Genomic DNA, 24,140 nt, shown 5'->3' with positions numbered 1-24,140 from the left:
TGGGGGTTTGTTGCTTTACCAGTCTTTATCCGTTGGTACGGGTTTTCCTTGTCCTTGTTTGGCTTTTACTTTATCTTGAATTTTCTTTTCTTCGTTATTTACAGCATCCAAAAGATTTTGTAGTCTATCAGGCGAAATCCCACCGGGTTTGGGTTTGGGCTGGCCTGGATTGTCTTGATTTTTATTGTTTTTAGGTTCGTTTTGCTTTGGATCTTGTTTTTTATCCTGATCGCCTTTGTCGTCTTTTTTGTCTTTGTCTTTATCTCCGTCTTTTTTGTCGTCTTTCTTATCTTTATTTTTATCCTTGTCTTTGTCTTTGTTTTTATCCTGATTGTTTTTTGGTGGATTTTCCTTTAGCATTTTCTTGGCCAAGGCATAGTTATACCGTGTTTCTTCATCTTTTGGATTGCATCGCAAGGCATTTTTGTAGGCTTCAACCGCTTCGGCATAATTTTTATCGTTCATAAAAGTATTGCCTAAGTTGTGTAAAATCTTGTGCTTTTGCGATTTTACTTTTGCTTTTTGAAGCGCATCGGCATAGGCAAATTGTGCTTCTGCATTTTGTTTTTGCTTATAGATTGTGTTTCCTAAATTGTAAGGAGCGACCGTACGGTTAGGGAATTGGGATTTAGAAATTCTATAATTGGCTTCGGCTTCGGCATATTTTTTTGTAAAATATTCTTCATTTGCTTTAGGTAAGGCATTGTCTTTAGTTTGAGCAAATAGGCCCCCTAACCCCCAAAGAGGAAACAAGAAAAGGAATATCAAATAGTTTTTAATCATTTGTGAATAGGTGTTTTATCACTTTCAAGTACAATAAATAACTTGAGATTGAAAGATCAGAAAGCTTTATTTTTCGTTAAACAAATTCAATTTTTTTATCCAGTTGGTTTTGCGTTCAAGCATAAAAATATCGGCAAAAATAAAAAAGAAAGCCAATCCTAAAAACCATTGAAATTGGGATTGATATTCAGCCATTTCAGTAGCTTCAAATTCTGTTTTTTGGATTTTATCCAAAGTGTTTTTTACAAACTCTAACACTTGTTTGGTGTTGGCTCCATTAACATAATTACCTTTAGTGGCTTGTGCAATGTTTTTAAGGCCTTCAGCGTTTAATTTGGTAATTACAATTTGACCTTCTTTGTCTCTTTTATAACTTTCAATAATGCCATTACGACGCAACGGTATGTTGCCTCCTTTTTCTGTTCCAACACCAATAGTAACTATCCTCATGCCTATTTTGTTGGCTTCTTGTGCGGCAGCTTCTGCACCTTCCGAATGATCTTCGCCATCCGAAATCATAATCATAAGTTTACTGGTTTTGCTTTTTTCATCAAAAAAAGTAGCGGACAATTGTATGGCTTCTTCCAAGGAAGTACCTTGAGAGGAAACGATATCCGTATTCATACTTTGTAAAAACATTTTGGCCACACTATAATCTGTAGTAATGGGCAACACGGGAAAGGCACTTCCTGCATAAGCGACAATTCCGATACGGTCGTTTCCGAGTTGATTGATAATTTGCGAAACGATTTGTTTGCTTTTTTCTAAACGACTAGGCGCAATGTCTTCGGCCAACATACTTTTGGAAACATCAATAGCAAATACAATATCGATACCTTCGCGCTTTACAGTTTCCAATTTGGTGCCAATTTTTGGATTTACTAGTGCTATTATAAGCGCTGCAAAAGCCAATACCATGACAATTAATTTGAGTACAGGTTTTGTAGTTGAGCTATCTGGGCTTAACTTTTTGACCATTTCTATAGAACCAAATTCGCGTTGTTTTTTCCTTTTCCAATACAAGTTGTATAGGAAAAACAACACCAAAATGGGTACTATCAACAATAAGGATAAATATTTTTTTTCGTCTAATTCCATTTCTTATTTAAATTCCAAAAATTAAATCCTAAATTCCAATTCTGAGGGTAACTACTTCAAAATAAACTCCAATCATTGGAATTTGGAATTTTAAAAATTGATTTTTGTTTTATTTAAAACAATGCTTTAAATAAAACTTCTGTATACTGTATTTCTCAAAACAACTTCTATAAGTAACAATAGCCCTGCTAGCAAAACAAAGGGGCGAAATTTTTCGTCGTAATCATAAAATTTTAATTCTTCTATTTCAGTGGTTTCTAGCTTGTTAATTTCGTTATAGATTTGTTGTAGTTTGTCATTGCTCGTCGCTCTAAAGTATTTTCCATCGGTTTTTCGGGCAATATTTTTCATCAATTGCTCGTCGATTTCTACTTTCATCATTTGGAACAAAAAGCCTCCATTCGGTGCGATAGCATAGGGAAACATGGCCATACCGTTTGTTCCAATACCGATAGTGTAGACTTTGATTCCGTATTGTCTGGCAATATCCGAAGCGGTTTCCGGTTCGATAAAACCAGCATTATTTACCCCATCCGTCAAGAGAATAATGACTTTGCTTTTTGCTTTACTGTCTTTCAAGCGGTTCACTGCCGTGGCCAATCCCATTCCTATTCCGGTTCCGTCTTGCAAAACATTATCGTACTTAATACTCTTGATGGCTTCTAGCACAATGGCTTTATCGCTTGTAACTGGGGTTTTGGTATAGGCTTCGGCAGCATAAACCACTAGTCCAATTCTATCATTTGGTCGTTCTTCGGCAAAATTGGCTGCTACTCTTTTAAGCGCCTCCATACGGTTGGGTTTCAAATCTTTGGCCAACATACTACCAGAAACGTCTATCGCCATGACAATATCAATCCCTTTTGTGGTTTTGGTTTTATTGCTAATATCTACCGTTCTGGGTCTAGCCAATGCTACAATTAGTAGCGCCAAAGCTATTATGCGTAAGATATTCAAATAGGGTTTCACACGAATCCAAAAGGTTTTTTTCCCTTCAAATCCTGCTGTTGAACTCATTTTTAAAGTAGCTACTAGTTGTTTTCTTTTCCAGAATTGCCAAAAAATTGCAATGGGTAGTAGCAAGAACAACCAAAAAAATTCTGGATTTAAAAAGCTGATTTTTTCCATTAGTTTCTGGTTAGTTTTAATTCAACGGAATTCATCATACGTTCGGCAATTTTCATTGCATAGTCATCGCCTTCTTCATGAAGAAACAGAATTTGTTGTAAACCTCCATTTTGACTGAATAAAATGACTTCATAATATAATTTGGAACTGCTATTGGACTGTTCGTCAATTTTGGAAAAAGTACCATAGCCTTTAATTCCTTTTAATCCTTCGGGAGTTTCAAAATCTTCTTGTTTGACCAACATGTTTTGGGCACCTTGATGCTCTAGCATTTTTATGGTACTATCTAAGGCTTTTGGTAAATCTAAGGCGTTTTCTTGTTGAAAACTGTAGGTAGATACCATAATGTAAAAATTGTCCTTAAAATTGCCATATCCGAACGATTGCATGTCTTTGATTAAGGCAAGTCCGTCTTTGGGTAACGATTTTTTTAAATCTATCCTAGTTAGTACTTGTGGTGTTTCAATTCTAATACCAGGATTCCCGTATTGACTTTTAATCCATTCCCCTTCAAGGAGTTCTTTGGATGGATGACCCAAAATGGAATCAATGGTATACCAAAATCCTTTGGTAATTACAAAAAAGGCAAAAACAGCGGTTAATAATCCCACACCAATACCCATACCTAGTCGCATTTTTGCTTTTCTCTCTTTTTCCTTTTGAAGCTGTAATTGTTTTTGTTTTTGCGCTTCGTTAAGCAGCAAGGCTTCATCGGTTTCAACTTCAGCAGGAATAGCGTTATCAAGGGTAAGAATCGCTTTTTGTATTTTATTTCGATCTTCGGTGATTTCAAAATCTAGTGGCTTTGATTTGGCAAACTTTACCAAATCGGCTTGTTTTAGAACGCGTTCTAGATTTTCTATCGTTTCCTGAGAAAGTTTCATGTTCTTTTTTTGAGAAGCCGCTTTTAGCCCAGCAATCAATTCTGAAGTAGTGCTTTCCATGGCAGGTATGGCGATGGCTTCTTCGATATAATTTCTAGCAATATCCGTTAATTCGCTGTAGTAGCCTTTAACATCTCCTTTTTGCCACAATTCTTTTTGTTCCAAAGTGTTCAATAAACTCGTGGCTTTTTCAATAGGAGTTTTGTAAACAATTTCTTCTTTGATGGGTGCTTTACGTACTTTGAAATACCAATAGGCCCATGAACCTAGACAGGCTAAAAGGATACATAGCAAAAGGTATTTCCACCAATTGCCCCAAGAATTTTCGGCTTTGATGATATCCTTGATATCGTACATTTTTTGTTTCAGTGTATCCACGGCTACATCGGCTACTTCAACTTTTACTGAATCGGTGTAAAAAGCCTTTTTATCGATTACAATTTTAATTGCTGGTATCGTATATTTTCCTGAATCAAATTGGGTCAATCCATATTTTTTTGTCAGTTCTAACAGGTTGTCTTTTTTGACAGTATCTATTGGATACGATTCAATTACCTCAAGCGCTCCTATGTTTTTAAGGTTTGGGAATTGAACTTTGTTAGACGGTTTTACAGTTGTTTTTACAGCCAGTACAAACTCGGCACCAATTTTATTCTTGGTAGTATCTATGGAGGTCAACACTTGTTTTTGTTGCGCCCAGATCGAAGTAGAAAAAACAATAAATAGTAAGTATAATTTTATCCTCATTTTATATTTTATTAACCCAGAAGCCCTTTCAGTATAAAAATGCTAAAAGGGCTAGGTTGTCATTTATCTTGATTTGAAGTAACTCAACAACTTGGTTACATAACTTTCATCCACTCGGGTACTCACGATTCCAGAACCGGATTTCCGGAAGGATTCTTTGAAATAATTGATCGTATCGAGATAATGTTTTTCATAATTTGTTCGCACCGTTTTTGAACCAGTATCAATAAGTTGTACACTTCCAGTTTCGGCATCGAGCATAGTAACCATACCTAAATTGGGCATTTTTTCTTCGCGCACATCATATACTCTAATTCCTGTTATATCATGTTTTTTTGCGGCGATTTTAAGGGTTTGTTCGTAATCTCCACACATGAAATCAGAAATCATGAATACAATCGCTTTCTTTTTTTGAGTGCTGGACAAGAATTTTAGCGCTTGTGCCACATCGGTTTTATGACTTTTTGGTTCAAATTCTATCAGCTCTCGGATAATTCGAAGAACGTGTGAACGTCCTTTTTTGGGTGGAATGTACAATTCTATCTCATCCGAAAACAAGATCAAACCTATTTTGTCGTTGTTTTGTGTAGCCGAAAAGGCCATGGTAGCGGCAATTTCAATGACAATTTCTTTTTTAAATTGACTGGTAGATCCAAAATGTTCCGATCCCGAAATATCGACCATCAACATCATGGTCAATTCGCGTTCTTCCTCAAAAACTTTTACATGGGCTTCATTGTAACGGGCCGTTACGTTCCAATCAATAGCTCGAATATCATCGCCATATTGATATTGACGCACCTCGCTAAAGGTCATGCCTCGGCCTTTGAAAGAAGTATGATATTCGCCAGAAAAGATATGATCGCTTAATCTTCTGGTTTTGATTTCTATTTTACGTACTTTTTTTAAAAGCTCTTTTGTATCCATTTATTAAGTGATTAGTGATTAGTAATTAGTAATTAGTGAATAGTAAAAGCTAATTACTAATCACCAGTTACTAGTCACTTTTTAGGGTACTTCGATTTCGTTTACGATTTTGTTGATAATATCTACAGAGGTAACATTTTCGGCTTCGGCTTCGTAAGTTACACCAATACGGTGACGCAATACATCGTGAACCACAGCACGCACATCTTCTGGAATTACATAACCTCTACGTTTGATAAACGCATAACATTTAGCAGCATTGGCCAAATTGATACTTCCACGAGGCGAAGCTCCAAAACCAATCAATGGTTTCAAATCGGCTAGTTTATATTTCTCAGGATAACGCGTGGCGAAAATGATATCTAAGATGTATTTTTCAATTTTTTCATCCATATACACTTCGCGAACGGCTTCTTGTGCACGTAAAATTTGTTCTACCGAAACTACTGGATTTACTTTTTCGTAACTTCCTTTTAAATTTTGACGAATCACATAGCGTTCGTCTTCCATTTTTGGATAATCTATTACGGTTTTAAGCATGAAACGATCCACTTGAGCTTCGGGTAATTGATAGGTACCTTCTTGTTCAATTGGATTTTGTGTGGCTAAAACCAAAAAGGGTTTGTCTAGTTTGAAGGTAGTATCGCCAATAGTTACTTGCTTCTCTTGCATCGCTTCTAACAATGCCGATTGCACTTTGGCAGGGGCACGATTGATCTCATCTGCCAAAACAAAGTTGGCAAAAATTGGACCTTTCTTGATTGAAAATTCGTTTTGTTTGATGTTATAAATCATCGTTCCGATAACATCTGCGGGTAGTAAATCTGGAGTAAATTGGATTCTACTAAACGTACCATGAACAGCTTGTGAAAGCGTATTGATGGCAAGGGTTTTGGCTAGTCCTGGCACCCCTTCCAACAGAATATGACCTTGTCCTAAAAGACCGATGAGTAATCGTTCGATCATGTGTTTTTGCCCCACAATAACTTTGTTCATTTCCATAGAAAGCAAATCTATAAAAGCACTTTCGCGTTCTATCTTTTCGTTGATGGCTCTAATGTCTAAAGTTGTTGCGTTTTCTTCCATTGTTTCGTTTTTATTCACTTTGATATGGGTAGTTAATTTGATGGTGCAAATTCAATCTTTTTTAGCAGGTATGATGTTAAAAAATGGTTAAAAATTACAAACAATTCTTAGTTTTAAGTAAGATTTAGGATACTTTATTTCAAAATTTAAGAACTTTGTTCACAACGTAAGGAAACCGCTATTAGGTATTCCATAAAATATTTAAGACTATGACAAAATCATCTTTATCTCCCATCATTGCTGGTGTTATGAACTGGGGTGTTTGGGATAAAAATCTCAAAACAAAAGAAATGGAAAATATCATTAATATTTGTTTTGAAAATTCAATAACCACTTTTGACCACGCAGACATTTACGGAGGCTATACTACTGAAGCTCAATTTGGTAAAGCGCTTTTTAATTCTAAAATCAATCGCGAGCAAATACAATTGATTTCTAAGTGTGGGATTCAATTAATTAATGAAAAAAGGAAAACTTCGGTTAAACATTACGATTATTCCAAAGAGTACATCCTTTGGTCGGTAGAGAATTCATTAAAAAATTTAAAGACAGACTACTTAGATGTGTTATTATTACATCGTCCTAGCCCTTTAATGCAAGCCGACGAAATTGCCGAAGCCGTAGAAAAATTAAAAACCGAAGGGAAAATATTAGATTTTGGGGTGTCTAATTTTACGACTTCACAAACCGAATTGATTCGCCAAAGGACTCCAATATCCTACAATCAAGTACAGTTTTCTGCAACTGATTTTCAACCCATGCTAGATGGTAGTTTTGATTATATGCAGTTGCATCACATACGCCCAATGTGTTGGAATCCTCTAGGAAGTGTATTCCGCCAAGAAAATATGCCGACCTATCGTTTGAGAAAATTATTGGCGGCATTGGTTGCCAAATATGAGGTAGGTGCCGACACCATTTTGCTAGCGTGGATTTTAAAGCATCCGGCCAATCCTATACCGATAGCAGGTACGGTGAATGTAGCGCGAATTCAATCGTTACCCAAAGCTATTGCTCTAAATTTATCGCCAGAAGATTGGTTTTCCATTTGGACCGAAAGCATGGGACATGAAGTACCATAATCTTTTGAACGATTTTTCACTTTTTACATTATGATAAAAACCGCCCTTATTACCGGTGCTACAAGTGGCATTGGTAGAGCTACGGCAAAGCGCTTAGCTCAAGATCATTTTAAAATCGTCATTTGTGGTCGTAGAAACGATCGCTTAGAAGCCTTAAAAACCGAATTAGAACCGTTCACCCAAGTGCATACTTTGTGCTTTGATGTGCGAGACAACGCGGCGGTAGTAAGTAGCATAGCCTCCTTGCCCGAGGCTTTTTCGGATATTGATATTTTGATTAATAATGCCGGTAATGCCCACGGTCTGGATAGTATTCAAAATGGGAGTATAGACGATTGGGACGCCATGATTGATAGTAATGTCAAAGGATTGCTTTACGTTTCAAAAGCTATTATTCCTCAAATGATTGCTAAAGCCTCAGGACACATCATTAACATTGGTTCTATTGCTGGCAAAGAAGTATATCCCAATGGGAATGTATATTGTGCTTCCAAATATGCCGTAGATGCCTTGAATCAAAGTATGAGAATCGATTTGAACCCCTACAATATTCGAGTTGGCGGAATCCATCCTGGGATGGTCCAAACCGAATTTAGTGAGGTACGTTTCAAAGGAGATACCGAACGAGCTGCAACTGTTTACAAAGGTTTGACTCCTTTACAAGCAGAAGATATTGCTGATATCATTCATTTTGTTGTCACTAGACCTTATCATGTGAATATTGCAGATCTTATTGTCTATCCCACGGCTCAAGCCTCTGCAACCGTGGTGACACGCAAGTAGCAGGTTTTTAAAATATATTGCAGTTAAGAATCCTTTCCAAATATCAAAAATCGATTTGGAAAGGATTTTTATTTTTAGAAAAGATATTCAAAAGTAATTTCATTTTTACAAATTGGATCCTTTTCTTATGTAATTAAAAATGAGTACTTTTAGGGATGCAACCCTCATTTTTAGTTTTGAATTATGATTAACAAACGTTTGCTTATCAAAAACTTATTGGCTCATAATGATGAGAGCAGTTTTTATGATAAAAAACGTCAACTGAATTTACACTCTCGTGAAGGAAAAGCCAAGTTTCTTAAACATATATGTGCTTTATCCAATTCTAATCCTACCAACAATTCCTATATCGTGGTGGGTGTGGAGGATCAAGACAACACCATCGTGGGCGATGATTTTTTTGACGACAGTAGGATTCAAAACTTAGTCAACGCTTTTTTAGAAAATCCTCCGCAAATTCAATACGAAAATATTCCTTTTCCTAATTTACCCAAAGACAAAGTCGTTGGATTAGTCACAATTAAACCCAATCCTCATACCTCTTTTTTTAAAAAGGGAATTCATACCATATTACCCAACACCATTTTTGTGCGTAGAGGAAGTAACACGCTTCCGGTTGATGGACCTATAGAGCGCTCGGTTATCAACACATCTACAGTAATTGGTATCGAAAACAATTCTCGAAATAGCATTGCCTACACGCTAGATGGCGTTATGGATTTTATGAATAATCGGCATAAAAACATGACACCCAAATACCGTGTTTTTAAAGAACTTTTTGTGATTTGTTGGGCTGGAATTGCCAAACATTATAAAGGCAAAACGTATTTGTCTCGTGTAGATATAGAACTCATAAACGAACAAATCAAGTTGTTTTATTCTGCTCAAGATGTGGTTGAAATTACCTACAATGAAGATTCGTTTACCATTATCGAATATGTGCCCTTAGGACTCAATGACAAGACTAGTTTTTATCCCTTAGAACAACAAACCATCTATTTTCAAGAAAACGGATATTACAACATCGAACGTCTGTTTTTGTTTGAACCACCGGCTTTCAATACCAAAATGCTGTATCACATATACAATTCAAATAAAGCATTGTTACAAAAACTTCAAAAAGGGCAAACCTTGAACGAGCGCGAAATGAAAGATTTAGAGAATATTCCTTCTACGTTTATGATATGCTATCTCAACGGCTTTGAAGAGGCAAAACAACGCCTTATAGACGCTAAACTGTTGCTAAAACCTTACCCACAAGTCTATCTCTATTTTAAAGAAGCCCTTCGCATTTTACGAAAAATGAAGTATGATAAAGCATGAAAATGAACTAATTATCTCGTTACTTCATCTACCAAATAAAAAATCGAGCTAAATGAGATACCGCTCATTTTTTCCAAACCAATTTCGCAAGTTCTACTAGTGGAATAACCGTCTTTACATGAGGCCGGAATTTGTTGTTTTAACTCTCGAAGTCCATGTTCATTCAATTCAGGAACTAAAAAACCTCGATCACCTGCAAAACCACAACAATTGCTATCAATTAGGGTTACATGGTGTGCGCAATTTTGCGCTATGGCAGTCAACTGTTCCATTTTGCCAATTTTCTTCACGGAACACACCGGAAAGACTACCACGCTGTCTTTTTTATTCTTGATGGTTAATTTTGGTAAGACATAATCCAACATAAATTCGATAGGATCCACCAATTGTAGAGCAGCATTAAACTCTTCTTTCGAATGATAAAAGCAAGGACTCATATCGTACAAAATGGGGTATTTTCCGTTTTCCGAAATAGTCATCAGCTCGTCTTCAAGTTGTTTGGATTGTAGTAGGTTGGCCTCGGCGTACCCTTTACTAGAAAAGGGCATGCCACAACAATGGCTATCTAGGTTGGCAGGGTACAGAACGCTATAACCCGCTCTAGTCAATAACTCATGGGTGAGGGCAGTAAGTTGTAAATCTTCTGCTGTTTGAAATTCATTTTTCCCCATAGCTCTATTGATGCATGAAGGGAAATAGACTACTTTTAAATCCGTCATGATGTTTTTTATTTCTTTGGATTGGAATTGATTTTTTGAGCTCCTTTTGGAATTTGAGCTATCCATTTTGGAAGTGCTCCTCTGGTGATGGTATGCAGACCATTGGAGATACCTGAAAGCGCTCTGGTGCCAATAATTTTATGGGTTAAAGAAACCGCTTTGAGTCCCCATCGCATGATTGCGGTGGTTTGACTCATGTGAGTTGCAATATACTCCGCTGCTTTTTTCTGGTTCGGACTAAGTTCGTTCGCCCGCCATTTTTTGACAAACTTACCCGTGTCAATATGTACCGGACAAGCTAAAGCGCAAAGTCCATCAGTAGCACAAGTTTCGTCTAGTTGATAGGAGACATTTTCTTGAATAGCCTTTAATCGCTCTGGATCTTCCTGAGTAGCTTGTAATCTGCTAATTTCTCGAGCAATTACAATACGTTGACGTGGCGAAAGGGTGAGTCCTTCGGATACGCAATGCGGCTCACAAAACCCACACTCCATGCATTTATCTACAATTTCGTGCGATTGTGGTAATGGTTTTAAGTTTTTGAGGTGTGCCTTTGGATCGGGATTGATCAAAACATCCGGATTAATGGTGTTGTTCGGGTCAAAGATCGTTTTAATACGTTTCATGATGGTATAGGCAGTAGCACCCCATTCTTTTTCAACAAAAGGGGCCATATTGCGCCCGGTACCATGTTCTGCTTTTAAAGAGCCGCCAAATTGATCGACTACCAATACAGCTATCTCGTCCATCAATTGTTCGTAGCGTTCTACTTCTTTTGGATTGGAAAAGTCTTGAGAAAAAACAAAGTGTAAATTTCCTTCAAGAGCGTGACCAAAAAGCACCGCGTCGTGATATTGGTATTTTTTGAAAACTTCTTTCAAAGCCACACAGGCTTGTGCTAATCGCGGTAATGGGAAGGCAACATCCTCAATAATAACGGTAGTTCCTGTTTTTCGCAACCCACCAACGGTAGGCAATAAACCTTTTCGGGCTTTCCAATTGAAATAATATTGTTTCGGATCTGAAGTAAATTCGAAATCGGTTACGGTTGCTATGTTTTGAATTTGGTGACGAATTTGTTCTTGTTTGTGCACCATTTCGGAAACATCATTATCTCTACACTCAACAAGTAGGGCACAAACGGGTTCGGCTAATGTTTTAAAGTATGCTGGAGCCATCGGATCGTTTTCTACTGATCGGATAGAATCGCGATCCAATAATTCTACCGCAGCTACTGGGCTAGATTTGAGTAAAATAGTAGCATTACAAGCTTCTTCAATAGAGTGGAATAATATAAGCGCACAGGATTTGTGTTTTTCATCCACAACGGTTTTGAATGTTACATTTGAGATGAATCCAAGGGTACCTTCAGAGCCTACCATTAAATGTTTAATGATGTCAATAGGGTCTTCATAATCAACTAACGCGTTGATACTGTAACCTGTGGTGTTTTTTATTTTAAATTTTTCATGAATGCGTTGATGCAACGCTTCGTCAGCAAGTATCTCTTTTCTAAGTTGCATTATTTCTTGTAACACAACCGAGTGAGACTGTTTAAAAGCAGCTACGCTTAATGCATCTGAGGTATCAAGCACGGTGCCATCATACAAAACAATTCGAATGTCTTCTAATGTTTGGTAAGAATTTTGAGCCGTACCACAACACATCCCACTGGCGTTGTTAGCTACAATACCTCCAATCATAGCAGCACCAATAGAGGCAGGGTCAGGGCCTATTTTTAGACCATGTGGTGCAAGGTACTGATTGGCTTTGGCACCTACAATTCCGGGTTCTAACTTAATTTTTTGGTTGTTTTCTAAAAGTTGATAGTTTTTCCATCCATGGGTAGCCACCACCAAAACAGAATCGGTTATAGCTTGACCGGACAAACTCGTGCCAGCGGCTCTAAACGTTAAGGCAATTTTTAAATCATGGGCATGTTTGATAACGGCAATTACTTCTTCTTCTGAATGCACTAATACGACCATTTTTGGAACCAATCTATAAAAACTTGCATCCGTTCCGTAGGCTAAGGTTTGCAATGGATTGGTGATAATTCGTTTAGTGTCGATAATGGATGAAAGCCGATCTTTTAACTCTGCTATAGTAGGTGGAAGTTGCATTATGAAGTAGCTATTGATTTTCTAAAATTGTTACAAATATATTTATTTATAGTGTAAAATGTTGTTTATGTAACAAATAAATAGGTAAATATTTTAAAAACAAATGGGTTAATTAGCGTTACGAATTTTGGAATACCAAAACCATTCAATTCAAAATAAATCAAAAAAACCTATTCGTTTTGGGAATAGGTTTTTTTGATTTTATAGGGTTTGAATTATAATCCAAGCATCTGGATTTTCAAATTCGACGATGTCTTTTTGCTCTTTTTGTGCTTCAGCAAAAGTGGCATAACTACCATATACAACTGGGTAAAGCCCATTTTTATTGATAGGTAATCTTCTGGCTTGGTACCCCAATTTGCGAAGAGACTTTAGTTCGATATTAGCATTAGCTTCGCTTCTATAGGCTCCAGCCATGATATGATAACGTAATGGAGCAGTCTCTTTTTTGGTTTTCGTTTCTACCGCAAGAGTTACAGAGGGTATAGGACTTTCTATAAAAAAAGTAGCTTCTTGAATTTTGTTTTGCACCTTTTTTTGAACAGAAGTTTCTACCAATAAGGTTTGCGTTTCAATTTGTCTCTGATAGATGCTGTATCCAACACTAGAGGTTATCCCTAGTCCTAATACAAAAATAGCAGCATAGCGTAATAAAGGATAACGGTGTGTTGAAGTTGTAACTTCTTCTTCCTCCTCTTGTTGTAAAGTAATTGTTGAGGTTGTTTCTACATCTTCTATTTCAGTAGTATCTGCAAGTACTTTTTCTAAAACCGCTCGTTTGATTACTGGAGAAGTAAAAGAGCTCAAACCAAATGAAGTCGGAAGGAAAGTATTGTTTTCCTCAGGAGTAAACACTAAATTATGGTCCGAGTTTAATCGAAAAGTACCAATACTTTTGAACGAAAGGATTCCTGTTGTTTCTAAACTTTTTTTCCAAGTAAAAACTTCAAACTGAATGGCACTTACGGCATAGTCGTACGAAGTTTTTTCGGCTTGAGCAATATGATTGGCCAATAAGCCATCATTATTTTTCAAGTTCACATTAAAAGAAATCATTTTCTTAGGTGGAAAAAAAGAATGTGTGCTTTCCTGCAACTGCGCCGGTAGCGTTTCGGTTAAAAAAGCACCAAATCCAGGTACCGTAACACACTGGTAACGATACAATAGCTGAGCAATGTAATGTTCTATTTTCATATTAACAAAGTTAGCCATCCAAAATAGTTATCAAAATTTTATTCACAATTTTTATTAACAAATACAAATTTTTTTATACTTTTCACTTTCAATAGTTTAGGAAAGATGCTTTTTTGGATTCTAGAATAGTAACCTTACAAAAAATCTTACCTAAAGGATTGTTTTCTTATTTTATATACGCCAAAATTTAATTGTATCCGCATGACCGAACAAGAATTGTTTTCACTTTTAGCCCTTCAAAGTGTAGAAGGTGTAGGCGATGTAGTAGCCAAAAAGTTAATCACTCATTTTGGCGATGCTTCCTCGGTTTTCCAAGCCAAATCGCATCAATTGGCTAGCGTAGATGGCATAGGCGTTGCTTTACTCAAGAATTTAAAATCGCCTGATATCTTTCAAAAAGCCGAAAATGAACTGGCTTATATACAACAACAAAAGTTAACGGTGACCTGTTATCAAGACGATGCTTATCCTGAACGATTAAAGCATTGTTATGATGGTCCCTTGTTGTTATTTGGAGCAGGTAGAATCGATTTTAGCAATAGAAGAATTATTAGTATTGTAGGAACGCGTCAAATTACGTCCTATGGTGCCGAGTTTTGTCGGAAGTTCATGGAAGAAATTGCTCCGCTCAATCCAATCATTGTGAGTGGATTTGCCTATGGTGTGGATATTGTAGCCCATCAGTTGGCTATGGAGTATCAGCTACAAACCATCGGAGTATTGGCTCATGGGATGAATCAAATTTACCCCAAAGTTCATAAGAAATACATGGCCAAAATGGAACAAAATGGAGGATTCTTGACCGAGTTTTGGAGCGATATCAATCCCGATAAAGAAAATTTTGTGCGTCGTAATCGAATTGTAGCCGGTATGAGCGAAGCCACCATTGTTATCGAATCGGCCGAAAAAGGAGGTTCGTTGATCACCGCCAATATGGCCAATGATTACAATCGAGAGGTGTTTGCCGTGCCAGGTCGTGCTACTGACAAATACAGTCAAGGTTGCAATTTGTTGATTAAAACCCAAAAAGCACAAATGATTACCTCTGCGGCAGATTTGGTCTATCATCTCAATTGGGATTTAAAGACCGAATCAAAACCCATACAAAAGCAATTGTTCGTAACTTTAAGTGCCGATGAGCAAAAAATTTATGATTATTTGTTACAATCTGGCAAAGAAATGCAAGACAGTATTGCAATTGCCTGCGAATTGCCTGTGTTTAAACTATCAAGTGTATTGCTCAATATGGAACTTAAAGGTGTTATTCGCCCTTTGCCTGGCAAAATGTATGAAGCCATTTAGTTAAAGAGTTTCTTTTTTATATGGGCGTGCCCCTACGTAAAAACTTCGGGTCGTGCTATCCGTTCCCGCTTTTTTAGTAAAGGCAAAAAAGGCCTTTACTAAAAAGAGCTCCACTTCTATCACTCACGCGAATCCCGATCTTAACGTATAATTTTCAAATTTCTTCACAATAAATCATACTTTTGAAATAAAAATCAAAAATGAAGTTATACGCTATAGAAACCGGAAATTTTAAGCTCGACGGAGGTGCCATGTTTGGCGTGGTGCCCAAAACCATTTGGAACAAAACCAACCCCGCCGACGCCAATAATTTGATAGACATTGCCGCACGTTGTTTGTTAATCGAAGACAGCAATCGCTTGATTTTGATCGACACCGGAATGGGGAACAAACAATCCGAGAAGTTTTTTGGATACTATTCGCTTTGGGGCAATCATTCTATGGAGGCGTCCTTGGCTAAACACGGTTTTCATCGGGATGATATTACCGATGTGTTTATGACCCATTTGCATTTTGACCATTGCGGCGGAAGCATTCAGTGGAATAAAGACAAAACAGGCTATGAACCCGCCTTTAAAAATGCCAAATTTTGGACCAACGAAAACCACTGGCAATGGGCTACACAACCCAATGCGCGCGAAAAAGCGTCTTTTCTGTCCGAAAATATTTTGCCCATGCAAGAAAGCGGGCAATTGAATTTTATCCAGCGTCCCGAAGGCGATTTTGGTGCATCAACCGAAATGGGTTTTGACATTTTCTACGCCGACGGCCACACCGAAAAACAAATGCTTCCGCATATTTCATACAACGGAAAGACCATCGTTTTTTGTGCCGATTTATTAGCAACAGCTGGTCACATCCCATTGCCCTATGTGATGGGTTACGACACCCGTCCGTTGCTGACTATGCCCGAAAAAAACAAAGTACTCACCGCAGCAGCCGATCATAACCACTTTTTGTTCCTGGAACACGATGCCCACAACGAAATCATTACGGTACAACACACCGAAAAAGGCGTTCGTTTACAAGAGGTTTTTACATGTGAAGAAGTATTATAAAAGATTATTTGGATGCAAAAAAGGCTATTTCATAATTGAAATAGCCTTTTTTATGAAAAATAAATCATAAGCTAAGACCATTGCTCTAATAGCAAACTAACTATAGAAAACACGCCTACTCCCCACATCAATGGCGAAACCTCTTTGGTTTTTTGAGTCAAAATAGCCAAGATAATGTAACTCGAAAATCCATACGCAATTCCGTTACTGATACTGTACGTTAAAGGCATTAAAATAATGGTTAAAAACGCCGGAACCGCGATGTGTAAGTCGGTAAAATTAATTTTGGATAGATGTTTCGACATAAAAATACCCACTAAAATTAAAGCTGGCGCTGTGGCATAAGCTGGCACCAAACCAATAATAGGGGAGAAAAACAAAGCTAGCACAAAAAGTAAGGCCACAAATACAGAACTTAATCCGGTTTTGGCACCGTTGGCAATTCCAGTAGCCGATTCAATATAAGTCACCGTGTTGCTAGTACCCAAAAGGCCACTTGCCATTGCCGCAATACCATCCGCTTCTAACACTTTTTTGATATGTGGCATCTTGCCCTCTTTGTCCACTAAGTTGGCTTCGTAGGAGCAAGCAATAGCTGTTCCAATAGAATCAAACAAACTCACAAACAAAAAGGATAAAACAGCCGACGCAAAACTGAGTTTTAATATACTCAATACATTCAATTTGAAAAAAATAGGTTCAATAGAAGGGGGCAATGAAATAAAGGAACTAGGCAATTGTCCAATACTTGGATCAAAAACAAATCCTAAAATGGAACCCAAAATAATACCAATTAATATCGAACCTTTAACACTGTAAATTTCAAGTACAACTGTCACTAATAAGGTTACTAATCCGATAATTAATGCTGGCGTGAATTTGCCCAAAGTCACCAAAGTTGCCGGATGTGCTACCACCAAGCCTATTTGTTTCAGACCAATAAAGGCTATAAAAAGTCCCACACCACAACCTATAGCAATTTGAAGCGACGAAGGTATAGCATCCACAATTTTGTGCCGAATGCCAAATAGGGAAATGATAGTGAAAAATACTCCTGACAGGAAAACAACCCCCAAAGCATCTTCCCATTTTACGCCTTGTCCTAAAACCAAAGTAAAAGTAAACATGGCGTTGAGTCCCATACCAGGTGCCATGGCAAAGGGAACATTTGCCCAAAGCCCAACAAGTAAAGTTCCAAAAATGGCCGCAATACAGGTAACCGATATTAGCGCCTCTTTGGGCATACCGGTTAAGGATAAAACATTAGGATTTACAAACAAAATATAAGCCATAGCCAAGAAGGTAACAGCTCCTCCCATAAACTCTTGTTTGATGGAAGTATGGCGTTCTTGCAATTTGAAAAAAGCATCTATTTTTTTCATCTTTGATATAATTAATTAGGAGGAGATTCTTAAATTATCACAAAAATACTATTTTTAAAACGTTTGTCTTGATAGACCTAAAACATAAATTATTAAAAAACAACCCTTTGTAAACGAAAATGTACCAAAGTATTTTCGAAAACAAGTAAAATCAATAGGTTACAACTGTTTTTAACAGCATCACAAATTAGCGTTAAAAAAAAAACCATATTTCCTATTCTTCTCTTATTTTTGGAAAGAAAATCAAAAACAAATTCTTTATCAATGAAAAAAATCATTTATTCGCACTGGACTTTAGCCCTTGCTTTGGCTTTTTGTCTATCGGCTCAGGCTCAAACTGGTACTCCTTTTGTTGGAAAAAAAGCAGCACTTACCGAAAAACAATTGCAACGGTGGTCGCATTTGGATTTGGCTACAGACAGTATTCCTGGAATGAGTGTGGATAAAATGTATGCCGAATTAGTTAAAGATAAAAAAGGCAAAAAAGTAATTGTGGGAGTAATTGATTCCGGAGTAGATATTGATCATGAAGATTTAAAAGGGGTAATTTGGACCAATAAAAAAGAAATAGCCGGCAATGGAAAAGATGATGATAAAAATGGTTACATCGATGACGTGCACGGTTGGAATTTCCTTGGTGATGATTTGCATGAAACCCTCGAAATGACCCGAATTGTCAAAAAAGGTGATGATGGCTCTTTGGAATACAAAAAGGCCAAAACTGCTTACGATAAAAAATATGCCGAAGCCATGCAAGGCAAGCAACAGGTAGATTTTATTTTACAAAACGATAAAGTAATTCAAAATCATCTGAACAAAAAAATCTATACAGTTGAAGAAGTAAAGGCTATTTCCGCAATTGCTCCAGATTTGGTTAACGCTAAGGCTGTTATGTCTCAAATTTTAACCAATGCAGGCAGTGATTATCACGAGCAAATTGAAGAATATCGCAAGTATGTATACGATCAACTGAATTACAATTTGAATCTTGAATTGGACGGAAGAAAACTAGTAGGCGATAATGTAAATGATCTTAAGAATACCAAATACGGAAATGCTGTGGTTTTTGGTCCAGAAAAAGAAGAAGCCGTTCACGGAACCCACGTAGCAGGTATTATTGCTCAAACCAGAAACAATAATTTAGGTGGCGATGGCATTGCCAATAATGTCGAAATTATGACCCTTCGTGCTGTTCCTGATGGCGATGAATACGACAAAGATATCGCTTTGGCCATTCGCTATGCTGTCGATAATGGCGCCAAAGTCATCAACGGAAGTTTTGGGAAAAGCTTTTCACCTCAAAAACAATGGGTCTATGATGCTATAAAATATGCCGAGAAGAAAGATGTACTTTTTGTGCATGCCGCTGGAAATGATGGATTAAATATTGATTTACCAGAAAATGCCAATTTCCCTAATGACTCTGATAATTTTCAAACGGAATTTGCTTCGAACGTTATTACCGTTGGTGCTTTAACAAATAAGTATGGCGAAGAAGTTATTGCCGATTTTTCCAATTATGGTAGTTTCAATGTCGATGTTTTTGCTCCTGGGTCAGAGATCTATGCTACTATACCTAACGGGAAGTACAAATATCTTCAAGGAACGTCAATGGCATCGCCAAATGTTGCTGGGGTAGTGGCAGTTATTCGTTCTTATTTTCCAAAATTGACAGCTAAACAAGTGAAATTTATTTTGATGAAATCAGGTAATCCTTTGCCTGAAAATGTAGTTGTTGGGGAGAAAAAAGAAGCCAAAAAAGCCTCAGAAGTTGCCAAATCGGGTAAAATGGTAAATGCCTACCAAGCGTTTAAAATGGCAGAACAATTGAGTAAAAATCCAAAAGCAAAATTACAGTTGTAAAACAGACATTATTAGAACACTTTATATAACAGAAAATAAATAGCATGAAGAAAATGATTGTAGCAGCCCTATTGTGGTCTGCTTTTGGATGGGTTTCCGCTCAAAATACTTCGTATTGGCAACAAAACGTTGACTATAAGATGGAAGTAGCAATGGATGTTAAAACTCATCAATATAAAGGGAAACAAGAATTGGTCTATACCAATAATTCTCCCGAAACGCTCACCCGTGTATTTTATCATTTGTATCCCAACGCGTTTCAACCGGGTAGCGAAATGGATGCCAGAATCCAAAGTATCAAAGATCCTGACGGGCGTATGGTGCACAAAGCCACTATAAATGGGGTAGAAACCAAAGTAAGTCGCATCAAAGATTTGAATCCTAAAGAAATAGGATACTTGCATGTTGCGAATTTCAAACAAGATGGAGTTGTGGCAAATGTGAAAGAAGTGGGGACAATTTTGGAAGTAACCTTAGCCCAACCGCTATTACCAGGAGCAAAAACCACTTTAACTTTGGACTTTGAAGGGCAAGTGCCGGTGCAAATTCGTCGTTCCGGACGTAACAACAAAGAAGGGGTTGAGTTGTCCATGGCGCAATGGTATCCCAAAATGGCCGAGTTTGATTTTGAAGGTTGGCATGCCGATCCCTACATTGCCCGCGAATTCCATGGCGTTTGGGGGAATTTTGATGTGAAAATAACTATTGACAAAAACTACCTGTTAGGCGGATCTGGGTATTTGCAAAACAAAAATGAAATTGGTTTTGGCTACGAAGATGCCGGTGTAAAAGTACCTGATCACAAAAAGGACAAAACACTAACGTGGCATTTTTATGCGCCTCAGGTACATGATTTTACTTGGGCTGCCGATAAAAATTATTTGCACGACGTGGTGAAAGGGCCTAATAATGTTGATTTGCATTTCATTTATAAAAACAATCCAAAGATTATTGCCAACTGGAAAGCTTTGCAACCTAAAACGGCTAAGTTGATGGAAATCTATAATGAAACTGTTGGGCAATACCCTTATAAGCAATACTCTGTTATTCAAGGGGGAGATGGTGGAATGGAATATGCGATGTGTACTTTGATTCTTGGTGAAGGAGATTTTGAAGGGTTATTGGGCGTAACAGCACACGAAATGGCACACTCTTGGTTCCAACATGTTTTAGCCTCTAACGAATCGAAACATGGTTGGATGGACGAAGGATTTACTTCTTTTCTTGAAGATTATGGGTTGAATGCTATTTCTGATAAACCGGTTGAAAATCCTTTTACGTATGCTTACAAAGGCTATTTTGCCATGGTCAATTCAGGTAGAGAATTACCACAAAGCACTCATGCCGATCGCTTCGACGAAAATCGTTGGTATAGTGTTACCTCTTATAGCAAAGGGGAAGTGTTTTTGACTCAATTGAGTTATTTGATTGGAAAGGACAAGCTAATGGCTACTTTGAAAAAGTATTTTGAAGATTTTAAATTCAAACATCCAACTCCTAATGATATAAAAAGAAGCGCAGAACGTGTTTCTGGCGCTCATTTGGATTGGTATTTGACCGATTGGACGCAGACTATTAACACCATTGATTATGGCATCAAAGAGGCCAAAGAAACGGCTGCAAATACCGTGGTGACCTTGGAGCGTATCGGACGCATGCCGATGCCCATCGATTTGTATGTAGAATATGCTGATGGTACTACCGAAAGTTTTTACATTCCTTTGCGCATGATGAGTTTTGAAAAAGCCAATCCCACACCAGCAATCAAAAGAACGGTGTTGAAGGATTGGGCGTGGGCCTATCCTACGTATGAGTTGACCCTCAACAAGCCAAAAAGCGCTATCAAGAAAATTACTATTGATCCTAGTGGTTTAATGGCCGATGTGAAACCAGAGAACAATGTTTTGGAAATAAAATAGGAAATGATCCCAACAAAAAAGTCTAGCAATCGCTAGACTTTTTTGTTTTTATTGGATTGTTTAACAATATGTTTTTTATAGATTTCTTTTGCTGCAAACCAAGGGTTCATTAACCAAAAAGTTCAGCCGCAACATCTTCTATTTTGGCAACTAAACGAATGCGAATGGCTGTGTTTTTTAAGGCAATTTTGTTGTGTTTGGAAACAAATATGGTCGAAAATCCTAATTTTTCGGCTTCTTGAATGCGTTGGTCTACTCGGTTTACAGGGCGTATTTCGCCAGAAAGGCCTACTTCGCCAGCAAAACAAAAGTCTTTATCAATCGGAATGTCTTCGTTAGAGGAAAGAATAGCCGCGACTACCGCCAAATCAATTGCGGGATCATCAACAGTAATTCCTCCGGTTATATTCAAAAAGACATCTTTGGCTCCTAGTCGGAAACCGGCTCTTTTTTCTAACACGGCCAAAATCATGTTCAATCGTTTGGCATTGTAACCTGTGGTACTGCGTTGCGGTGTGCCATAAACCGCTGTACTTACTAAGGCTTGTATTTCGATGAGTAAAGGGCGCATCCCTTCGAGTGTAGTGGCTATTGCGGTGCCTGAAAGTTCTTCGTTTTTATGCGAAATCAAAATTTCGGAAGGGTTTGATACTTCTCTTAGCCCACTGCCTAGCATTTCATAAATCCCAATCTCAGCAGTTGAACCAAAACGGTTTTTGTGCGAACGCAAAATGCGATAGACATGATTTCTGTCGCCTTCAAACTGCAAAACCGTATCCACCATGTGTTCCAAAATTTTTGGCCCTGCTATAGTGCCATCTTTGGTAATGTGTCCAATTAAGATTACGGGAACATTGGTTTCTTTGGCAAATTTGATTAGTTCGGCGGTGGTTTCTCGAATTTGAGATATACTTCCGGCAGTCGATTCAATAACTTCGGTATGCAAGGTTTGAATCGAATCTATGATCACAATTTCGGGTTGCAAGGACTCGATTTGCTTAAAGATATTTTGGGTTTTGGTTTCGGTAAGAATATAACAATTGTCCCCATTGGGCGTTATGCGTTCGGCTCGCATTTTGATTTGTTTTTGGCTTTCTTCGCCCGAAACATACAAGGTTTTAAAGGGAAGCTTTAAGGAAATTTGCAAGAGTAAGGTACTTTTTCCAATACCTGGTTCGCCCCCGAGTAAGATTAAAGAACCTGGAACTATACCGCCCCCTAAAACGCGATTCAATTCGTTGTCCGTAGTATCTAAGCGGATCTCGGCAGTCGAATCTATTTCGTTTATTCGCAACGGGCGTGGCGCTTTACTTACTGGTGCAGCGTCGCTTTTCCAAGCTACTTTTTCTTGTTTTTGTATGATTTCTTCAGCAATGGTATTCCACTCTTTGCAGGCATTACATTGTCCTTGCCATTTGGCATATTGCGTACCACAATTTTGACAAAAAAAAGTTGTTTTTATTTTTACAGCCATGATTTGGTATTTAGGTTAAAGGATGCCCTTTTTAATACAATTATTTTTTTTGTGGTGCTAATTTGCTTTGCATCAAATCGTATTTCTCTAACATCATGGTTTGAGTTAAAGCACCAATTTCTTGCATTTGAGAAGCAATTTGATAGCGTTCCATCGCTCTTTTATAATCTTCTAGCTTTTCATACATTAGTCCTAGTTCATAATCGGCCAACATGGATTTGGGATAATACTTACTAGCTAAAATAGCCAATTGATCCAATTCGTTATAGGCTTTGTTTTTTAGTATAGCGGCTTCAATTGCTTTAAAGTCATGAATTCTTATCGGAATTTCCAGGTGTAATTTTTCTGCAATCGTGGCGTACTTTTTTTCAAGATAGTCTACATAACCAGAGGGTAAAATAGCTATTTTGTCGTTAAATTCAACTGATCGGATGGGTTTGTACGATTCAAAGAGTTGATGCAAGGCCGAGGGAATTGCGAATAGGGTTTGCGAATAATGTCCTGCATTTTTAAACGATTCGAAAATAAAATTCAAGTTTTGATTTTTATCGTTTTGTATTTTGGTCTGAAGTTGTTTTATTGGCTCTGCAAAGGACGATGTTTCGTCTTCACTAGTTGAGAGATAATAAAAAACAGGTTCGTTTAAGGCCAAAAGGCGCTCTGGAATTCTTTTTTCCATAAAGGGAGCCAGTTCTGGATTTAAACAAATATAGGCGTTAAAAAGGGGGCGGTCTTTGTACAAATAGAAATTCAAAAATCCAGCAGTACTATCCAGTCCGGCAATGATTCGGAATGGAGCAATGCGGTATTTTTTTTCTAAGTGTGCTAGTAATTCTTGTCCAATAAACTCGTAAAAAGCAGCTCCTTTTTCGGACGGGAGACCTTGAAATTCATCGAATTGACAATCATCAATTCGTTCTTCGTTTTGATTTTGATGAATGCCTACAATGATGGTTTCAGGAAAATCATCCCAATAGCTTCCATAGCTCAACGCTCCTTGAAAGGGGGCCATTAATACATCGCCATCCAATAGCAGCAAAAGTGGGTATTTTTTTGTGGTGTTTTTTTCGTAGTTTTTAGGCAAAGAAATACTGATTGTACGTTTTTCTCCTAATTTTTCAGAAGCGATGGATTCGGTTGTGATTTGTGCAAATAGTGTGGTAGAAAAACAGAGCAATAAAAAAAGAATTCTCATTTCAAAAAGGTGCTTTTAAGAAGTTTCGATTGGATTTTGGTTCCCATTAGTTTGGACATTATGCACTGTA

At 37.6% G+C, this 24,140-nt stretch carries 19 protein-coding genes; 7 read left to right on the top strand and 12 right to left on the bottom strand.

Annotated elements, in window-relative coordinates:
• Window positions 1-15: 15 nt before the first annotated feature.
• The 6 genes from ACZIX2_RS09280 to ACZIX2_RS09255 all read right to left on the bottom strand — a co-directional run bounded on the left by ACZIX2_RS09280 (window position 16) and on the right by ACZIX2_RS09255 (window position 6,653).
• On the bottom strand, window positions 16-783 hold the full coding sequence (locus ACZIX2_RS09280; RefSeq protein ID WP_463339823.1) for a tetratricopeptide repeat protein: 768 nt from the start codon (window positions 781-783) through the stop codon (window positions 16-18).
• A gap of 66 nt (window positions 784-849) precedes the next feature.
• Complete coding sequence (locus ACZIX2_RS09275) at window positions 850-1,881, bottom strand: vWA domain-containing protein (protein ID WP_463339822.1); 1,032 nt, start codon at window positions 1,879-1,881, stop codon at window positions 850-852.
• A 126-nt stretch (window positions 1,882-2,007) separates the two neighbouring features.
• Entirely contained in the window at window positions 2,008-3,009 is a 1,002-nt protein-coding gene (locus ACZIX2_RS09270; RefSeq protein WP_463339821.1) for a vWA domain-containing protein, read from the bottom strand.
• The gene (locus ACZIX2_RS09265; protein WP_463339820.1) at window positions 3,009-4,640 is read right to left on the bottom strand and encodes a hypothetical protein; all 1,632 of its coding nucleotides are present in this window, start codon (window positions 4,638-4,640) and stop codon (window positions 3,009-3,011) included. The genes ACZIX2_RS09270 and ACZIX2_RS09265 overlap by 1 nt, the downstream gene beginning before the upstream one ends.
• Before the next feature lie 63 nt (window positions 4,641-4,703).
• The gene (locus ACZIX2_RS09260; protein ID WP_463339819.1) at window positions 4,704-5,567 is read right to left on the bottom strand and encodes a DUF58 domain-containing protein; all 864 of its coding nucleotides are present in this window, start codon (window positions 5,565-5,567) and stop codon (window positions 4,704-4,706) included.
• A gap of 81 nt (window positions 5,568-5,648) precedes the next feature.
• Window positions 5,649-6,653, bottom strand: coding sequence for an AAA family ATPase (locus tag ACZIX2_RS09255; RefSeq protein WP_463339818.1), 1,005 nt, complete (start codon window positions 6,651-6,653; stop codon window positions 5,649-5,651).
• Window positions 6,654-6,862: 209 nt separating this feature from the next.
• On the opposite strand from ACZIX2_RS09255, the gene ACZIX2_RS09250 reads away from it, so the two are divergent.
• From ACZIX2_RS09250 to ACZIX2_RS09240, 3 genes are all read left to right on the top strand, one after another.
• Window positions 6,863-7,735, top strand: coding sequence for an aldo/keto reductase (locus ACZIX2_RS09250; protein WP_463339817.1), 873 nt, complete (start codon window positions 6,863-6,865; stop codon window positions 7,733-7,735).
• Window positions 7,736-7,765: 30 nt separating this feature from the next.
• Window positions 7,766-8,518, top strand: coding sequence for an SDR family NAD(P)-dependent oxidoreductase (locus ACZIX2_RS09245; RefSeq protein WP_463339816.1), 753 nt, complete (start codon window positions 7,766-7,768; stop codon window positions 8,516-8,518).
• Window positions 8,519-8,701: 183 nt separating this feature from the next.
• On the top strand, window positions 8,702-9,841 hold the full coding sequence (locus tag ACZIX2_RS09240) for a DUF5929 domain-containing protein (protein WP_463339815.1): 1,140 nt from the start codon (window positions 8,702-8,704) through the stop codon (window positions 9,839-9,841).
• A gap of 11 nt (window positions 9,842-9,852) precedes the next feature.
• On the opposite strand, the gene ACZIX2_RS09235 is transcribed toward ACZIX2_RS09240, so the two are convergent.
• From ACZIX2_RS09235 to ACZIX2_RS09225, 3 genes are all read right to left on the bottom strand, one after another.
• A complete protein-coding gene (locus ACZIX2_RS09235; protein ID WP_463339814.1) occupies window positions 9,853-10,560 on the bottom strand; it encodes a heterodisulfide reductase-related iron-sulfur binding cluster in 708 nt (235 codons plus the stop codon).
• Between the two features lie 8 nt (window positions 10,561-10,568).
• Window positions 10,569-12,683, bottom strand: a complete 2,115-nt coding sequence (locus ACZIX2_RS09230; protein WP_463339813.1) for an FAD-binding and (Fe-S)-binding domain-containing protein — start codon at window positions 12,681-12,683, stop codon at window positions 10,569-10,571.
• A gap of 201 nt (window positions 12,684-12,884) precedes the next feature.
• Window positions 12,885-13,877, bottom strand: coding sequence for an HU domain-containing protein (locus ACZIX2_RS09225; protein ID WP_463339812.1), 993 nt, complete (start codon window positions 13,875-13,877; stop codon window positions 12,885-12,887).
• 201 nt (window positions 13,878-14,078) lie between these two features.
• Here ACZIX2_RS09225 and dprA point away from each other — a divergent pair, with 201 nt between their 5' ends.
• Both dprA and ACZIX2_RS09215 read left to right on the top strand, forming a co-directional pair.
• Window positions 14,079-15,179 carry a DNA-processing protein DprA gene (gene dprA / locus ACZIX2_RS09220; protein ID WP_463339811.1) on the top strand — a complete coding sequence of 367 codons (1,101 nt, stop codon included), beginning with the start codon at window positions 14,079-14,081 and terminating at the stop codon, window positions 15,177-15,179.
• 200 nt (window positions 15,180-15,379) lie between these two features.
• Window positions 15,380-16,237 (top strand): MBL fold metallo-hydrolase, encoded by an 858-nt coding sequence (locus ACZIX2_RS09215; RefSeq protein WP_463339810.1) that lies wholly within the window; start codon window positions 15,380-15,382, stop codon window positions 16,235-16,237.
• A gap of 71 nt (window positions 16,238-16,308) precedes the next feature.
• On the opposite strand, the gene ACZIX2_RS09210 is transcribed toward ACZIX2_RS09215, so the two are convergent.
• Window positions 16,309-17,619, bottom strand: coding sequence for an NCS2 family permease (locus tag ACZIX2_RS09210; RefSeq protein ID WP_463339809.1), 1,311 nt, complete (start codon window positions 17,617-17,619; stop codon window positions 16,309-16,311).
• A gap of 264 nt (window positions 17,620-17,883) precedes the next feature.
• Between ACZIX2_RS09210 and ACZIX2_RS09205 the strand changes: the two genes are divergently transcribed.
• Window positions 17,884-19,482, top strand: a complete 1,599-nt coding sequence (locus ACZIX2_RS09205; RefSeq protein WP_463339808.1) for a S8 family peptidase — start codon at window positions 17,884-17,886, stop codon at window positions 19,480-19,482.
• Between the two features lie 44 nt (window positions 19,483-19,526).
• The gene (locus ACZIX2_RS09200; protein ID WP_463339807.1) at window positions 19,527-21,401 is read left to right on the top strand and encodes a M1 family metallopeptidase; all 1,875 of its coding nucleotides are present in this window, start codon (window positions 19,527-19,529) and stop codon (window positions 21,399-21,401) included.
• A 109-nt stretch (window positions 21,402-21,510) separates the two neighbouring features.
• Here the strand turns inward: ACZIX2_RS09200 and radA are convergent, their stop codons facing one another.
• Both radA and ACZIX2_RS09190 read right to left on the bottom strand, forming a co-directional pair.
• A complete protein-coding gene (gene radA, locus ACZIX2_RS09195; protein ID WP_463339806.1) occupies window positions 21,511-22,875 on the bottom strand; it encodes a DNA repair protein RadA in 1,365 nt (454 codons plus the stop codon).
• A 40-nt stretch (window positions 22,876-22,915) separates the two neighbouring features.
• Window positions 22,916-24,070 carry an alpha/beta hydrolase gene (locus tag ACZIX2_RS09190; protein WP_463339805.1) on the bottom strand — a complete coding sequence of 385 codons (1,155 nt, stop codon included), beginning with the start codon at window positions 24,068-24,070 and terminating at the stop codon, window positions 22,916-22,918.
• Window positions 24,071-24,140 lie beyond the last annotated feature (70 nt).

Source organism: Flavobacterium riviphilum (assembly GCF_055231795.1).
Note: the sequence above shows the minus strand (reverse complement) of the source record. Positions and strands in the feature narration are given on the sequence as shown.

Excerpts from the sequence above, each read along its gene's own strand:
- ACZIX2_RS09260 (WP_463339819.1), bottom strand. The coding sequence starts at position 5,567 with ATGGATACAAAAGAGCTTTTAAAAAAAGTACGTAAAATAGAAATCAAA.
- radA (WP_463339806.1), bottom strand. The coding sequence starts at position 22,875 with ATGGCTGTAAAAATAAAAACAACTTTTTTTTGTCAAAATTGTGGTACG.
- ACZIX2_RS09200 (WP_463339807.1), top strand. The coding sequence starts at position 19,527 with ATGAAGAAAATGATTGTAGCAGCCCTATTGTGGTCTGCTTTTGGATGG.
- ACZIX2_RS09215 (WP_463339810.1), top strand. The coding sequence starts at position 15,380 with ATGAAGTTATACGCTATAGAAACCGGAAATTTTAAGCTCGACGGAGGT.
- ACZIX2_RS09275 (WP_463339822.1), bottom strand. The coding sequence starts at position 1,881 with ATGGAATTAGACGAAAAAAAATATTTATCCTTATTGTTGATAGTACCC.
- ACZIX2_RS09270 (WP_463339821.1), bottom strand. The coding sequence starts at position 3,009 with ATGGAAAAAATCAGCTTTTTAAATCCAGAATTTTTTTGGTTGTTCTTG.
- ACZIX2_RS09265 (WP_463339820.1), bottom strand. The coding sequence starts at position 4,640 with ATGAGGATAAAATTATACTTACTATTTATTGTTTTTTCTACTTCGATC.
- ACZIX2_RS09240 (WP_463339815.1), top strand. The coding sequence starts at position 8,702 with ATGATTAACAAACGTTTGCTTATCAAAAACTTATTGGCTCATAATGAT.
- ACZIX2_RS09245 (WP_463339816.1), top strand. The coding sequence starts at position 7,766 with ATGATAAAAACCGCCCTTATTACCGGTGCTACAAGTGGCATTGGTAGA.
- ACZIX2_RS09205 (WP_463339808.1), top strand. The coding sequence starts at position 17,884 with ATGAAAAAAATCATTTATTCGCACTGGACTTTAGCCCTTGCTTTGGCT.
- ACZIX2_RS09255 (WP_463339818.1), bottom strand. The coding sequence starts at position 6,653 with ATGGAAGAAAACGCAACAACTTTAGACATTAGAGCCATCAACGAAAAG.
- ACZIX2_RS09235 (WP_463339814.1), bottom strand. The coding sequence starts at position 10,560 with ATGACGGATTTAAAAGTAGTCTATTTCCCTTCATGCATCAATAGAGCT.
- ACZIX2_RS09225 (WP_463339812.1), bottom strand. The coding sequence starts at position 13,877 with ATGAAAATAGAACATTACATTGCTCAGCTATTGTATCGTTACCAGTGT.
- ACZIX2_RS09250 (WP_463339817.1), top strand. The coding sequence starts at position 6,863 with ATGACAAAATCATCTTTATCTCCCATCATTGCTGGTGTTATGAACTGG.
- dprA (WP_463339811.1), top strand. The coding sequence starts at position 14,079 with ATGACCGAACAAGAATTGTTTTCACTTTTAGCCCTTCAAAGTGTAGAA.
- ACZIX2_RS09190 (WP_463339805.1), bottom strand. The coding sequence starts at position 24,070 with ATGAGAATTCTTTTTTTATTGCTCTGTTTTTCTACCACACTATTTGCA.
- ACZIX2_RS09280 (WP_463339823.1), bottom strand. The coding sequence starts at position 783 with ATGATTAAAAACTATTTGATATTCCTTTTCTTGTTTCCTCTTTGGGGG.
- ACZIX2_RS09210 (WP_463339809.1), bottom strand. The coding sequence starts at position 17,619 with ATGAAAAAAATAGATGCTTTTTTCAAATTGCAAGAACGCCATACTTCC.
- ACZIX2_RS09230 (WP_463339813.1), bottom strand. The coding sequence starts at position 12,683 with ATGCAACTTCCACCTACTATAGCAGAGTTAAAAGATCGGCTTTCATCC.